The following is a 14091-nucleotide window of genomic DNA, read 5'->3' as shown; positions in this document are numbered from 1 at the left end:
CGGGCCGGAAGAGCTACTTGCTGTTTCCGGCGTCTTGCGCGGACTTGATGAACTCGGTGCCGGACGTGCCCTTCAGGATCAACGCCTGCCCTGCATTGGCCAGACCGGTGGCCAACGTGTTCCAGTTATCGGGATAGTTGCGCGGCTTGCTGTTGCTCTTGACGTACGCAGAGATGTCGTTGATGGTCTTCGCCGCCGGGGTGGAGAAGAACGACTGCTTGTAGGTCGAGGCACGAGGAGGCACTTCACCGCCGGTGGCCATGACCGCGCCGGCCTTCGGGCCCGTCATGTACTGGATGAACTTCCACGCGGCATCGGCATGTTTGCTGCCGGCACCGATGCCGAGGGTCCATCCGAAGGTGGTCCCCGTCGTGCCACCGCTGGAGGCTGTGGGAAGCGAGGTCGACTTCACGTCGGGCGCGGTCTTGCCGAACGTCACGATCCGCTCCGTACCGAGCACCGCCATCGCGACGGTCCCATTGGCGAGCCCATCGGCGACCGAACTGTACGTGTCGGAGACGACATTCTTACCGAGAGCCTTCGCATCCCGGAGGTCGGCAAGGAACGTGCCGAACGCATCGCCCTTGGACGTGGCGAAGTCGTATTTCCCGTCCTTTTGAAGCTGCTGACCGATCTGGTTCATGAAGCAATCGAAGAAGGTGCCGATGACGGCCGAGTTGTCGGTGTCCGAGAATCCGGTTCCGAACCCGGTGAACCCGGCGGCGGCGGCCTTCTTGGCGACATCGACGACCTGGTCGTACGTCGTCGGAACCGTGGCCCCGATCTGACTCAGGATCTTCTGGTTGTAGTACAGGGTGCAGGTGCGGTACTCATACGGCTCCGCCACCTGCTTCCCGTCCGGCCCCGCCAGATTGCCGGTGGGATGCAGCCAGTCGGTGATCTTCGAGGCGTCGGCGGGCAGCGGCGAGTACGCACCAGCAGCAGCCATCTGAGGAACCACGGGCGAGAACATCTTGAACACGTCGGGCGCAGTGCCCGCCGCCGCAGCCTGCGGCAGCCGAGAAAGCATGTCACCCAGCGACACCACCGAAAGGTTGATCTTGATGTCGGGATTCGCCTTCTCGAAGTCGGCGATGTTCTCCTTCAACGCGGCAGCGCGCGGGTTGTCCTGAGTGGGATCGATGAAGTCCCAGTACGAGAGCGTCACCGGTCCTTTCGATTCGGCAGGCGAGGATGTGGGGGAGCATCCCGCGAGCACCATTGCTGCAGTCGCGGCAGCCGCGACGGCAAAGCCCCATCGCTTTCGATACATAATCTCTCCAATGAGATCGGTTGCTGAGATCGGTTGCAGCCACGCTAGGGTCATGCAGATCGAATGTCAACCCTCTGGTACGACTAAATGAGATCGGTTGCTGAGATCGGTTGCATTTTCCCTTCTGCGCGTGTTTACTGGTCGCGTGTTCCACAAACTCGACACCCTGACGACCATCCGCGATTCCGGCGCCGTGCTCATCGTCCGCCTGGACGATGCGGAGGAAGCCTTCGACGTGGCCTCGGCCGCCGTCGACGGCGGGATCCGCGCACTGGAGATCACGCTGTCGATCCCGGGCGCGCTGCAAGTGATCGAGCGGCTGACCGAACGTTTCGCCGGCCGAGGCGTCACGATCGGCGCCGGCACGGTCCTCGACGGCTACGCCGCGTGGTCGAGCATCCAGTCCGGCGCACAGTTCCTCGTGAGCCCCAACCTGAACCCGGAGATGATCCGCGTCGCCAATCGCTATCAGGTGGCCACGATCAGCGGGGCGTACACACCGACCGAGATCCTGAACACTGCCGAAGCCGGAGCGGACCTGGTGAAACTCTTCCCGACCGAGGCCGGCGGAATCCCCTATGCCAAGGCGGTCCTCGCTCCACTTGCTCACATCCCGCTCGTTCCGGCCGGGGGCGTGACCACGGCGAACGTCGGTGAATGGTTCGACGCCGGCGTCGTCGCTGTCGGCGTCGGCAGCGCGATCACGAAGGCCGCCCGGAGCGACGGTGACGTGAAGCGCGTCACGAAGGCTGCAGAGGACTTCGTCGCCGCGATCGAGCGGGCCCGCAGTCCACGATGAGCTCCGCCACGCGGCCCGCCGCATACATCACTCTCGGAGGGGCCGGGTCCGGCAAATCGACGGTGGCCCGCCACATCAGCGAGCACACGGGCGCTCTGTACCTGGACAAGGATGTCCTGGCGGGCCCGCTGGTCGGCGTCGCGCTCGAGGCGCTCGGCGAGAACGCCTCCGACCGGGAATCGAACGACGTCTACCTCCGCCGGGTCATGCCGCTCGAATACGAGACGCTGTTCGCGGTCGCCGGCCAGAATCTGAGCCTCGGCCACTCCGTGGTCCTGGATGCCCCGTTCGTCGCCTACCTCTCGGACCCCGACTACCTCCGCACCGCCATGGCGGGAGCTCTCTGGCCGGAGGTGCCCGTCCGTGTCATCCAGGTCGTCGCCTCGCCGCAGACCGTCAAGCGACGTCTCATCGAGCGGGCCAGCGCTCGCGATCGCATCAAACTCGACGACTGGGACGCCTACTGGCAAGCGTTCGGATCGCTGAAATGCTCGTGGGAAGGCGTCGAGCGCGTTCAGGTCGCCAACGACACGGACGACGACTTCTCAGAGGTCGACGCCCTTCTCGGTTCCCTTCAGGCTTGACCCGCCTCAGCTGGACGACCTCACGAGCGCTACGTACTGCTGCACGCGCTCGAAGAGGGCTTCGTCATACGGTCCCCAGACGGGTTGCGGGGTGTCCGGGCCGGCGTAAGGCTCATCGCGGTAGTGCCGCTGGTACTCGGCCATCTTCGCTTCGAGCTGCCGGCGGACGTCGGCGTAGCGGGGGTCGTCGGCTACGTTGCGGACCTCGGTCGGATCGCTTTCGAGGTCGTACAACTCCCATTCCGGCTGCATGATGCGGTCGGATGCGCCAGGAACCCCCATGCCCGCGCCGTAGTAGTAGATGAGTTTGAACCGGTCGGTGCGGATGCCGTAGTGCGCGGGAGCGGCGTGGATCGGGTCGTCGTGCTCCCAGTAGCGGTAGTACATGGCGTCCGGCCAGTCCGCGAGCTGCTCGCCGCGGAGGAGGGGGAGGAAGCTGCGTCCCTGTGAGGTGGAGAGTTCCGACGGGTCGATGCCGCAGGCGTCCAGGAACGTGGCGGCGAAGTCCACGTTGGTGATGATTGCCTCGCACCGGCTTCCCGGTTCGATCCTCTGGGGCCAGCGCACGAGCATGGGCATCTGCAGCGACTGGTCGAACATGAGCCGCTTGTCGAACCAGCCGTGATCGCCCAGGAAGAACCCCTGGTCGGACGTGTAGACGATCAGCGTGTTCTCCGCCTGCCCGGTCTCTTCGAGGTGATCCAGCAGGCGGCCGACGTTGTCGTCGATGGACTGGATGCACTGGAGGTAGTCGCGCATGTAGATCTGGTACTTCCAGCTCATCCGGGCAGCGCGGTTCTCGGGTCCGCGGAGGTGCTCAGGGACCTCCGTCTTCAGGTCGTCGGCGCCCATGTCGTCAGAGATCGTCATCCGGACGCCGCGGACCGCCTTGCTTCGCGTCGCGTAGTCGTCGAAGAACGTCGCCGGCTCGGGGATGCTCCCGTCGGCGTAGAGGTGCTTGTGCTTCTCGTCGGGGATCCAGGGGCGATGCGGGGCCTTGTGGTGCACCATCACGCAGAACGGCTCGTCCCGGTCGAGGCTGTCGATCCAATCGATCGACAGGTCGGTGACGATGTCCGTCGCATATCCCGGCACCGTGTGCGCACCGTCCGCGTCGATCATCTCCGGGTCCACGTAGTCGCCCTGGCCGGGGAAGATCTTCCAGGCGTCGAAGCTCCTCGGCACGGAGTCGCCGTGCTCGCCGAGGTGCCACTTGCCGAACATCGCCGTCTTGTAGCCGTTGCGGTGCAGGACATCGATGAACGTGGGTACGCGATAGTCGAGCTCGGTCCAGATCGACGAGACACCGTTGACATGGCTGTACGTTCCGGTGAGGATCGTCGCCCGAGACGGGCTGCAGATCGAGTTGGTGCAGTACACCGCGTCCATCCGCATCCCCTCGTCGGCGATCCGGTCCAGATTCGGCGTTCGGTTGACCCGGCTGCCGTACGCCGAGATGGCGTGCGCCGCGTGGTCGTCGGACATGATGAAGATGATGTTCGGTCGAGTCATCGAGATTCCTCTTGAGTTCGTGGATGCGGATGTCACAGGGTGACGGTGTGGGCCGGGGCGGCCTCGACCAGGAGTTCCGTGCTCGGCTCGTATCCGAGCCGCCACGCCTTGACGCGGACCGGCGCATCGACGGCTACCGGTCCGGAGTACGGACGCCACCGCCGGGGGTCGGACGACGACGATCCGAAGGCGCCCGCGGTTCCCTCCACCGATCGCTGCTCAGTGGGAGCCTCCGTCGTCCAGCCGAGGATGACTCCGGGCGTACTCGATCGGATCGTCAGGAGACCGTTCTCGATGGCGGCGGTCGGTTCTGGCGTGCGTCTGCGGCGGCCGTCCGGGCGCCACTCCTCCTCGAGCTGCTCCTCCGGCATGCGTCCGAGGTCGCCGAACCGGTCGATCCAGCCGGCGAGCGCCGCGCGCAGCCGGGCGAGATCGTCCGCGTAGGCCGGGTCGGTCGCGAGATTCGCGGTCTCATGGGGGTCGTCGAGGATGTCGTAGAGCTCCTCAGCAGGCTTCGACTGCGCGACGACCGAGCGTTGGAGCCGATCCAGCGCAGAGGGGCGTTCGCCGCGTGCGCGCTGCTGTGCTTCGGCCGCAGCGAGGAGACGGTACGCCTCCCAGGTCGGGAACCGGTCCGGGTAATCCGTATGGATCATGGCGGGCTTATCGGGGAAGTCGTTGCGGATGTACCGGAATCGGGCATCCCGGACCGTGCGCGAACGGTCCTCCGCTTCACCCTGTCGATCGCGGCCTCCGTAGGTGTACGCGTTCGGCTCCGCGACGACCGCGCCGTCCGGGGTGAGCAGCGGAACGCCGTGCATCCCTCCGGGGATCTCGACGCCGGCCAGGCCCAGCATCGTGGGCGCGAGGTCCATCGTGTGGACGAGACCGGTTGCGGCAACGCCCGCAGGAAGCCGTCCGGCCCAGCTGACGATCAGCGGCTCACGCAGTCCCGACTCGTTCGGCCAGCGTTTGGCCCGGGGCATGCCTTTGCCGTGGTCGCTCCAGAACACGACGATCGTGTCCTCGAGCAGACCGTCCTCCTCGAGTTCCGCGAGGATGTCTCCGACCCACTGATCCATCGCGGTGATCAGGTCGGCGTACCGGGCCCAAGCGGTCCGGAAGGCGGGTTCGTCCGGGTAGTAGGGCGGGAGGGGCGCCGCTGCCGGATCATGACGTGCGCTCTCCGGAACGCGACGGGTCGCCGCCGCGAAGGCCTCGTCGTCCAGGTAGAGCTGCGACTCGTGCGTGGCCATCCCGTGGAACGCGGCGAAGAACGGTGTCGACTCGTCCGGTCTGTTCCTCCAATGGGCGGTGGGGCTGCACTCATCGAACACGATGTCGGGCAGCTCCAGCTGGAAATCGGTGAACCAGTTGTTCGTGCAGTAGTAGCCCTCCTGACGCAACACCTCCGGCAGAAGTCTCACCGTCTCCGGCGGCACGGCTTTGGATCGCATGTGCATCGTCCCGATCGCAGTGGGATAGCAGCCGGTGATGATCGCCGAACGCGACGGAGCGCAGATCGGCGCCGCGGCGAAGGCGTTGTCGAACCGGACGCCCCGCGCCGCCAGCGCATCCAGATGGGGCGTCACGGCGTACTCCGCCCCCGGCCACACGCCTGCATAGCAGCCCAGGTCCGGGTTGATGTCGTGGGTGCTGATCCAGACGATGTTCGGCCGGCCGACGTGGTCCCCGGTCACGAGACGGCGCTCGCTGCGGTGGCCTGCGCGAGCTCCTCCGCGATGGCGACCAGACTGGCCGCATCGACGGTGCCGGCTTTCGCCATGCCCAGGACGGTGGCCCACGGCGTGGAGGCGACGAGCTCGGTCGTTCCCAGCCACGGGAGGTGACGATCCAGCACCGACCGCGTTGCGTCGTCGGCGAGGAGGGAATGGACCGGTGTCTGGAGCAGCGGAAGAGCAGGAAGCGACGCCATGTCCGGGAGCGGAGCCGCGACGGCCCTGGCCCGGTCGGCGTCTCGTCGCGCGGACAGGTGGCGAGCGTCGGCCGGGCCCTCGACGGGCAGGCCGAGGCGTGCGAACACGCTGCCCGGGGCGTCGTTCTTCCGCAGGAGCTCGAGCAACAGGGCGATCATCCGCAGTTCGACGGTGTCGTCGACGATGGGCGTCGTCTGACCGGGGTCGGTCTCCAGATCCCACAGCAGTGTGCCGTGCTGCCAGGAGTTGATGCGGAACGTCCCCACGGCGTCGATTCGCATCGTCCTCAGGCCCTTGGTGAAGTCGAACGGCGCTGCCGGCTCCCAGTCGAGCAGTTCGTCGACGGCGAACCTGCTGCGCATGTGCGTGGGCATGAGCGTGTAGTCCTCGATGGGGCCGTTCGCGGCATCCGCGCTCGCACGCATATAGACGTAACGGCCGTCGGTGACGTTCACATGACCGCCGTGGATGCCGAAGAGCGCACCGCTCTTCCCCTCGGCCACCGCGAGATCCTGGCCCAGCATGTCGGGCGCTGGGTCGAGTCCGAAGAATTTCAGGACGGTCGGTGGGATGTCGATGGTCTGGGCCAGTTCGCCGCGACGCGTGTCCGCGTCCTGGAACCGGGGGTCCCACAGGAACATCGGCAGATGCACGAGCTCGTTAAACCAGGGCTGGACCGACTTGGCCCACCATCCGTGCTCGCCCAGCAGGAAGCCGTGGTCCGTGTTGACGATGAGCATCGTGTCCGACCACATGTCGTGTTCGTCCATGTAGTCGAGCACCCGGCCGAGGGAGAAGTCGCACATCGAGACCAGCGCCGCGTATTGCGTGCGTGCGTGCTCGACCTGGTCCTCGGGTTCGACGACCTTCGCGTAGTCGGGCCAGTCGAACTCCGGGCCCTCGTACGTGTCGGGGTACAGCTCGCGATACTTCTGGTGGACGAAGAACGGCTCGTGCGGGTCGAAGAGCTCGATCTGCAGCAGCCAGCGATCCGCTCCGACGTTCGTCTCCAGGAACTCGATCCCGGCGTCAACGGTGCGGGTCTGGGTGTGCTCGGCCTCCGTCGCCATGTAGCGGCGGTTCACGGCGTCCTGTGTCCTCAGCGTGGCCGGGAATCGCACGCCGCGGAGGGCGTCCGCATCGCCCTTCCAGTTGTCGCCCTCCTGGCCGCGGAAGAACTCCCACGTGTTGTAACGGGTGTGGTACGTGCCGCCTCCGTCCTCCCAGTAGTGCTGATGATCGGAGACGAGGTGGGTATGAACGCCCGCGTTCTTCAGCATCTCGGGCATCGAGTCGTCGAAGGGCTCGAGCGGGCCCCAGCTGCGGTGCAGGAAGTTGTGCCGGCCGGTGTGCAGTTCGCGGCGGGCGGGCATACAGGGCATCGAACCCGCATAGAAGTTGTCGAACGTGGTCGCCTTGCGCGCCAGTCGCGCGAAGTTCGGCGCGTCGACGAAGGTGTCGGCGTACGGCGGCAGCATGTGCCGGTTCAGGCTGTCGAACATCAGGATGATGGCGCGCATGATGGAGTTCCTTGTCGAAAAGATCAGACGGCGGCGACGGCGACCGTGCTGGTCGACTCGCGGTTCTGGTTGGCGAGAAGTTCGTGGCGTTCCGTTCGGCGTTTGGCCTGGAGCACGGGGTCGGGAACAGGCGCCGCGAGGAAGAGCCGCTGCGTGTACGGGTGTTCGGGGCGCGTCGTCACCTGTTCGGCTTCTCCCCATTCGACGATCTCGCCGTGGTACATCACCGCGACGCGGTGACTGAGATGCCGGACCACAGCGAGGTCGTGCGAGACGAACAGATACGCGACACCGGTCCGCTGCTGGATCTCCTTGAACAGTTCGAGCACTCGGGCCTGGGTCGAGAGGTCCAATGCGGAGACCGGCTCATCGCAGACGATCAGCTTCGGCTGGAGCGCCAGCGCCCGTGCGATCGCGACGCGTTGCCGCTGGCCGCCGCTGAACTCGCGGGGCAGCCGTTCGCCGGCATTGCTCGGCAGCCTGACCTCGTCCAGGAGCCCGCGCACTCGAGCACGCGCATCTTTCACAGACAGGTTTCTGACGGTCAGCGGCTCCATGAGGATCTGCTCGATGGTCATGGACGGGTTGAGCGACGTGTACGGGTCCTGGAAGACGACCTGGATCTCCTGGGCCAGCCCCCGCCGGGCCTTCTGCGACAGCGTGGCCAGGTCGCGGCCGTCGTAGCTGATGGAACCCCCGGTGACCGGCGCCAGGCCGAGGACGGCGCGGCCCAACGTGGTCTTCCCGGAGCCCGACTCGCCCACGAGGCCGACGGTCTCGCCGGCCGCGATGTCCAAGGACACGCCCTTCAGGGCTCGGAACGGCTTCTTCCCGAAGCCTTTCGCGGGGTACTCAACGACGACATCCCGAATGTCGACAAGGGTCTCGCTCATCGCAGGGCTCCATTCGTGTCGGCAGTTTCGATGTCGGCAGCAACCGAACCGGCTCCCTCGCTCTCGTCGAGGACCGCATCGAACAGGGACTGCGTGTACGGGTGCTGGGGGCGTGCGAAGAGCTCGAGCACGGGGCCGGTCTCGACGATCCGGCCCGATCGCATCACGGACACGGTGTCGCAGAGGTCGGCGACGACCCCGAAGTTGTGCGTCACGAGGATCATCCCCATGTTCAGTTCGCTCTGCAGGCTGCGGAGAAGGTCGAGCACATCCGCCTGGACCGTCACATCGAGCGCGGTGGTCGGTTCGTCCGCGATCAGCAGATCGGGGTCGCACGAGACCGCGCCGGCGATCAGGACGCGCTGGGCCATACCGCCGGAGATCTCATGCGGGTAAGCGTTGAAGGTGCGTTCCGGGTTGGGGATGCCGACTCGTCGGAGCAGTTCGAGCGCACGCGCCTTGGCAGCGGACTTGCTGAGCTTGAGCTTCACTCTCATCGGCTCGACCAGTTGGCTCCCCACGGTGAAGGACGCGTCGAGGTTCGACATCGGCTCCTGAGGGATGTAAGCGATCTTGAGCCCGCGCAGGGCCCGCATCTGCGCTTCGGTCTTCCCAGCGAGATCCTGTCCCTCGAAGGTGATCGAGCCACCCACGATGCGGCCGCCGTCCGGAAGCAGCCGGAGCACCGACCAGGCGGTCTGCGTCTTGCCGGATCCGGATTCGCCGATCAGACCGTGCACCTCGCCGCGCCGGACGGTCAGCGAGACGTCCTCGACCACGGTCGTGATCGAGCCGTCGTCTTGTCCATATCCGACCGCGAGCTGGTCGACCGCGAGAAGCACCTCCGCGCCGTCGAATCGGTGATCGCCACCGTGGGAGACGATGGGCTCGCGTTCGATCGGGGGAATGGATGCCGGCTTGTCCCGGCGTGTGCGACGACGCTTTCTCCCGCTCTGCTCGAGGGTGTCGCGGAGCGCGTTGGCGAGCAGGACGAGGGACACGCACGTGAGACCGATCGCGAGGCTCGGCCAGAGCATCAGCACGGGGTCCGTGTAGATGTTCGAGAAGCCTTCGTTGAGCATGGACCCCCACGTCGGGATCGACAGATCGCCCAGACCGAGGAAGTCGAGTCCGGCTTGGATCGAGATGGCGACGCCGGCGACGAAGGATGCCTGCACGAGCGCGGGCCCGCGGACGACCGTCAGGATATGGCGGGAGATGATCCGGCCATCCGTCAGCCCGGAGACGCGGGCGGCATCCACGTACAGTTCGTCTCTGACCGCCGTCACCGTCGAGTAGACGAGCCGGTAGAACGCCGGCGACAGGAGCACTCCGAAGATCGCCATGGACGTCCACAGCGACGGGCCGAGCACCGCGCGCGCTGCAAGGAGGACGACGATTCCGGGGAGCGCCTGCAGAATCCCGACGACCCAGGAGGACAGTCCCTCGAACCACCGGCCGTAGTACCCGGCGATGAGGCCGCCGGTCACACCGATGAGGGCAGCCACGATCAGCGCCAGAGCCGCTCCGGCGATGCTGAAGCGCGTCGCGAACAGCAGACGCGAGAGCACGTCCCGCCCGGCGCTGTCGGTGCCCAGTGGATGGGTGGCGCTGAGAGGCCCGAGCACGTCCGCCGCAGAGGCTGCGTTCGGGTCGTGCGGGGCGAGGTAGGGCCCGAACACGGCGATCAGCACGATGAAGAGGAGGAACGACAACGACGCCACGGCGATCGGCTTCTTCAGCAGACGGCGAAGCAGCGATCGCGAGGACCGAGTCACCGCCGCCTGGATCTCGTCGGTGAGATCGCCGGCTAGAGGGTCGATCATGAGAGACGCACCTTCGGATTGAGCCAACCTTGGGCGAGGTCGACGACGAGGTTGAGGAGGACGACCAGGATCGCCGTCGCGACCACCAGGCCCATCACCAGCGGAATGTCCCCCTGGGACGTCGCGGTCACCGCCACCTGGCCGATACCGGGAATGGCGAAGATCTGCTCGATGATGACGACTCCGCCGAGCAATCCGACGAAGTGGACGCCGAGGACTGCCAGACCGGGGCCTGCGGCATTCCGGAGGACGTGCTTGAGCACGACGGAACGGCTGGACAGTCCGCGGCTCTTCAAGGTGCGCACGTAGTCCTGGCGGAGCGAATCCAGCATGGACCCGCGAATCTGTTGCGTCACTCCCGCGATACCACCCAGGGAGAGCGCGATGACCGGGAGGATGATCGAGCTGATCCACCCCTGCGGCGACGTGGTGAACTGCACGTATCCGGTCGGGGCGACCCAGCCCAGGTCGATGGCGAACACGACCACGAGACCGAGGGCGATGAGGAACCCGGGAATAGCGGTTCCCACGAGCGAGACCACTTGGACGACGGTGTCGACCCAGCCGCCTCGTGTTGCCGCGAGGACTCCGAGAACGACCGAGACGATCGCGATGAGGATCGTCGCTCCGAGCACCAGCGACAAGGTCACGGCCAGCCGGCTCACGATGGCGTCGCTGACCGGCTGACTGGTGAACCAGGACGCGCCGAAGTCGCCGTGGAAGACACCGGAGACCCAGGATCCGAACTGGGAGATGAGCGGCTGGTCGAGGCCGAGTTCGTGCGACTTCTGGGCGACGGTCTGCGCCGAGGCGTCCTCCCCGAGAAGCCGCCGTGCGATGTTCCCGCCGCCCGCGTAGAGCAGGAGGAAGGCGATCACCGAGATCGCGACCACGAGGATGACGCCGGAGACGATTCGCCGGGCGATGAAACTGAGCATGGTGGGAGTCCTTCGAACGATCGGGGTGGGAGTCACCCCCACCCCGAGACCGTCACTTCTTCGGAACGAAGTTCCAGAGGTACGGGTATGCGTTACCCGTCTGGGTCTGCACAGACGTCGTCGGGTCCGTCGCGTAGGTCTGCTGGGGCCGGTACCAGGGAGCGAACCACGCCTGCTGGACGATGTACGTGTTCAGCTTCTTGGCCGCATCCGCCGCCTCGGCCTTCGTGCCGGACTGGATCGTCTTGGCCAGCGCGCTCACCGTGGCGTCTTTGGTGGGGAAGGGGTTCCAGCCGGCGGTCGGAAGCACGTCCAGAGTCAAGGTCTCCCAGGTCGTCGGCGCCGCCTTCAGCTGCATCACGGTGCTTCCGTACTTCGCCGCGAGCAGGTCGCCGAGGAAACTGGTCGGCGCCACGTTGACCTCGTTGACCTTGATCCCGATATCACCGAGGTACTGCTTCGTAAGCGCGTAGGTCGCCGGAGTGAAGCCGGATGACGTGGGCATGGTGAGGGTGATCTGGCCGCCCGAGTAGCCCGCCTCTTTCAGCAGCGCCTTGGCCTTCTTCGGGTCGTACGAGTAGTAGCTGTCCATCGCCTTGTCGTAACCCGACGAGTCGGGCGAGAAGATCGACGACGTGACCGCCCCGTAGCCCTGCCCGACCGCCTTCAGCATGGCTTTCCGGTCGAACGCGTAGTTGATGGCCTGCCGGACCTTGACGTTCCCCAGCGCCGGTGCGATCGCCCCGCCCCGGTCGAAGAGCAGCAGCCCGAAGAAGTTCAGCTGCTGGCCATTGGCGGTGAAACCCGCGCCCTTGATCTGCGGGATGGTGGAGTTGTCGGTGAGCGGGGCGCCATTGATCTGGTGGCCCTTGACGGCATTCAGGATCGCTGTGGGAGTCGAGTACACGTTCATCACGAGCTTCGCGTAGTGCTGCTGCTGAGGCGCCCAGTACTTCGGGTTCTTCGTGAACACGTAGGTCGATCCCACGACGGTCGCCTTCTTGTCGAGCACGTACGGACCTGATCCGACCGGTGTCGTCTTCTCGCCAGGAGTGCCGAACGCGGCCGGGCTCTCCTCCAGCCCCGGGTTCTGGGTGAGGAACGACAGCAGCGACGGGTTCGGGGCGCTGAGCGTCAGCCGCAGCGTGGTCGGGTCCACCGCTTCGGCATCCGCCAGTGTCGCCAGATACGCCTTCTGCGGCGAGGTACCGTCCCGGAACCGCAGGAGGTTCTTCGCCGCTGCTGAAGCGTCGAACTTGGTGCCGTCTGTGAAGGTCACGTCATTGCGGAGCTTCATGGTGAGAACCGTGTTGTCGGCGTTGTAGGACCACTTCGTCGCCAGCCACGGCTTCACCGTTCCGTCGGGATCCGCGTGGAGGAGGGTGTCGTAAACCGCCTGGAGGTAAGGCGACTCGTTGGCCCAGGCCGAGTTGTTGACGGCGAAGGTCGTGGAAGCCACGATCGTCCCGATAGTGAGGGTCCCGTCGGCGGCCGCTGACGGCGAGCCCGCGCGGGAGGCTGCGGGCGTGCAGCCGGATAGTGCGATCGCAGCGACCGCGGTCGCGGCTGCTGCTGCGATCAGTCGCTTCCTGAAGTTGAACATCTTTGTCTCTTCCGGTGCCATGCGGTCCTCCGTGGACCGACCTTCCGGCGAAGCTAGCAGCTTTTGGGTCGGTATTCAACAAGTTGAGTAGAAAAAGTCAATTTGTGGAATACTTGGTCTGGGGGGGCGGGGTGTACCTTTCACGCCGTCGGCCCCCGTACGACACGCAAAGGAACCACGATGAAGTTGGAACATCTCCTCCTCGGCATCCTCTTGGTGCGCCCGCGGACCGGCTACGAGTTGGCCCGCTACATGGACATGGAGGGCGTGTTCATGCGTCCCCGCACACAGATGAGCCAGGTCTACCGCTCGCTTTCGCAGATGGCGGAGCGCGGCTGGGTGACGTTCACGGTGAGCACCCGCCCCGGCGCGCACGACGCCAAGATCTACGAGGCGACATCACTCGGGCGCGAGGTGTTCATGAAATGGCTGACCACGCCGTTCGAGCCCACGGTGGAGTCCGTCAATTACGAGTTCCGCGCCCGGCTCTTCTTCTCGGGGTTCCTCGACGAGGAGGCCGTCATCGAGCTCCTGACAACCGAGATCGACTCGCGCAAGCGGCAGATCGCCAAGTACCGCTTCCGGGACCGCACGATCGAGGCGGCCCCCGACTCGGGCTTCGACGTCGACCTCGCGACGACGATCGAGGACTTCCAGCACGAGACGGGGGCGGCCGCGATGGACACGATGGTCGATCGCCTCATCGAGATGCGCGACATGATCCGCAAGCGGCAGCGCGAGCTGCAGCCCGTCGGCCACGCGGTCGGCAACTGACATGGCCGGCGACGCTCACCGCATCCCCCAGGCCCGCATACCCGCCGGCGCGTTCGTCATGGGCGACCGCACCGGAGATGGACGCGCCGCGGATGGCGAGCGGCCCCTGCACGAGGTGGGGCTGACGGCATTCGAGATCGACGTCCACACCGTGACGAACAGCGACTTCGCCCGGTTCGTGGACGCCACGGGATATCGCACGGAGTCCGAAGTCTTCGGATACTCGGCCGTGTTCCATCTCGCGTTCGCCGGCGATGACTCGGAGATCCTCGGCCGGCCGCCGCAGACGCCCTGGTGGCTCGGCGTCGCAGGGGCGGATTGGCGTCATCCGAACGGACGGCAGTCCTCACTGGACGATCTGGAGGATCATCCGGTCGTGCAGGTCAGCTGGAACGATGCACAGGCCTATTGCGCCTGGGCCGGTCGCCGACT

The 14091-nt window shown here is 66.0% G+C and carries 11 protein-coding genes and 1 pseudogene; 4 read left to right on the top strand and 8 right to left on the bottom strand.

The annotated features are described in order from the left end of the window. Window positions 1–13: 13 nt before the first annotated feature. A complete protein-coding gene (locus ACPYOG_RS08465; RefSeq protein WP_481293794.1) occupies window positions 14–1168 on the bottom strand; it encodes an ABC transporter substrate-binding protein in 1155 nt (384 codons plus the stop codon). A gap of 250 nt (window positions 1169–1418) precedes the next feature. On the opposite strand from ACPYOG_RS08465, the gene ACPYOG_RS08460 reads away from it, so the two are divergent. Together ACPYOG_RS08460 and ACPYOG_RS08455 are read left to right on the top strand one after the other, a co-directional pair. Further along, window positions 1419–2072: a bifunctional 4-hydroxy-2-oxoglutarate aldolase/2-dehydro-3-deoxy-phosphogluconate aldolase gene (locus ACPYOG_RS08460; protein WP_481293793.1), complete on the top strand. Its 654-nt coding sequence runs from the start codon at window positions 1419–1421 to the stop codon at window positions 2070–2072. Continuing rightward, window positions 2069–2656 (top strand): P-loop nucleotide/nucleoside kinase family protein, encoded by a 588-nt coding sequence (locus ACPYOG_RS08455; RefSeq protein WP_481293792.1) that lies wholly within the window; start codon window positions 2069–2071, stop codon window positions 2654–2656. Before ACPYOG_RS08460 ends, ACPYOG_RS08455 begins: the two co-directional genes overlap by 4 nt. Before the next feature lie 6 nt (window positions 2657–2662). Here ACPYOG_RS08455 and ACPYOG_RS08450 read toward each other — a convergent pair whose 3' ends face one another. The 7 genes from ACPYOG_RS08450 to ACPYOG_RS08420 are packed head-to-tail and all read right to left on the bottom strand — an operon-like array spanning window position 2663 to window position 12906. Next, the gene (locus ACPYOG_RS08450) at window positions 2663–4168 is read right to left on the bottom strand and encodes a sulfatase family protein (protein ID WP_481293791.1); all 1506 of its coding nucleotides are present in this window, start codon (window positions 4166–4168) and stop codon (window positions 2663–2665) included. A 32-nt stretch (window positions 4169–4200) separates the two neighbouring features. Continuing rightward, window positions 4201–5868 (bottom strand): sulfatase family protein, encoded by a 1668-nt coding sequence (locus ACPYOG_RS08445; protein ID WP_481293790.1) that lies wholly within the window; start codon window positions 5866–5868, stop codon window positions 4201–4203. Continuing rightward, window positions 5865–7625 (bottom strand): sulfatase, encoded by a 1761-nt coding sequence (locus ACPYOG_RS08440; RefSeq protein ID WP_481293789.1) that lies wholly within the window; start codon window positions 7623–7625, stop codon window positions 5865–5867. Before ACPYOG_RS08440 ends, ACPYOG_RS08445 begins: the two co-directional genes overlap by 4 nt. Window positions 7626–7648: 23 nt before the next feature. Beyond that, entirely contained in the window at window positions 7649–8518 is an 870-nt protein-coding gene (locus tag ACPYOG_RS08435; protein ID WP_481293788.1) for an ATP-binding cassette domain-containing protein, read from the bottom strand. Next, a complete protein-coding gene (locus ACPYOG_RS08430) occupies window positions 8515–10344 on the bottom strand; it encodes an ATP-binding cassette domain-containing protein (RefSeq protein ID WP_481293787.1) in 1830 nt (609 codons plus the stop codon). The genes ACPYOG_RS08435 and ACPYOG_RS08430 overlap by 4 nt, the downstream gene beginning before the upstream one ends. After that, entirely contained in the window at window positions 10341–11282 is a 942-nt protein-coding gene (locus ACPYOG_RS08425; protein WP_481293786.1) for an ABC transporter permease, read from the bottom strand. The genes ACPYOG_RS08430 and ACPYOG_RS08425 overlap by 4 nt, the downstream gene beginning before the upstream one ends. Before the next feature lie 52 nt (window positions 11283–11334). Then, the gene (locus ACPYOG_RS08420) at window positions 11335–12906 is read right to left on the bottom strand and encodes an ABC transporter substrate-binding protein (RefSeq protein ID WP_481293785.1); all 1572 of its coding nucleotides are present in this window, start codon (window positions 12904–12906) and stop codon (window positions 11335–11337) included. Between the two features lie 159 nt (window positions 12907–13065). Here ACPYOG_RS08420 and ACPYOG_RS08415 point away from each other — a divergent pair, with 159 nt between their 5' ends. Beyond that, window positions 13066–13659 carry a helix-turn-helix transcriptional regulator gene (locus ACPYOG_RS08415; protein WP_481293784.1) on the top strand — a complete coding sequence of 198 codons (594 nt, stop codon included), beginning with the start codon at window positions 13066–13068 and terminating at the stop codon, window positions 13657–13659. Next, window positions 13622–14091 (top strand): annotated as a pseudogene (locus ACPYOG_RS08410) (SUMF1/EgtB/PvdO family nonheme iron enzyme); the annotation flags it as partial. The gene ACPYOG_RS08415 and the pseudogene ACPYOG_RS08410, both read left to right, overlap by 38 nt.

The sequence above is a fragment of the Leifsonia sp. HAY1-4F genome (genome assembly GCF_056755275.1).
Note: the sequence above shows the minus strand (reverse complement) of the source record. Positions and strands in the feature narration are given on the sequence as shown.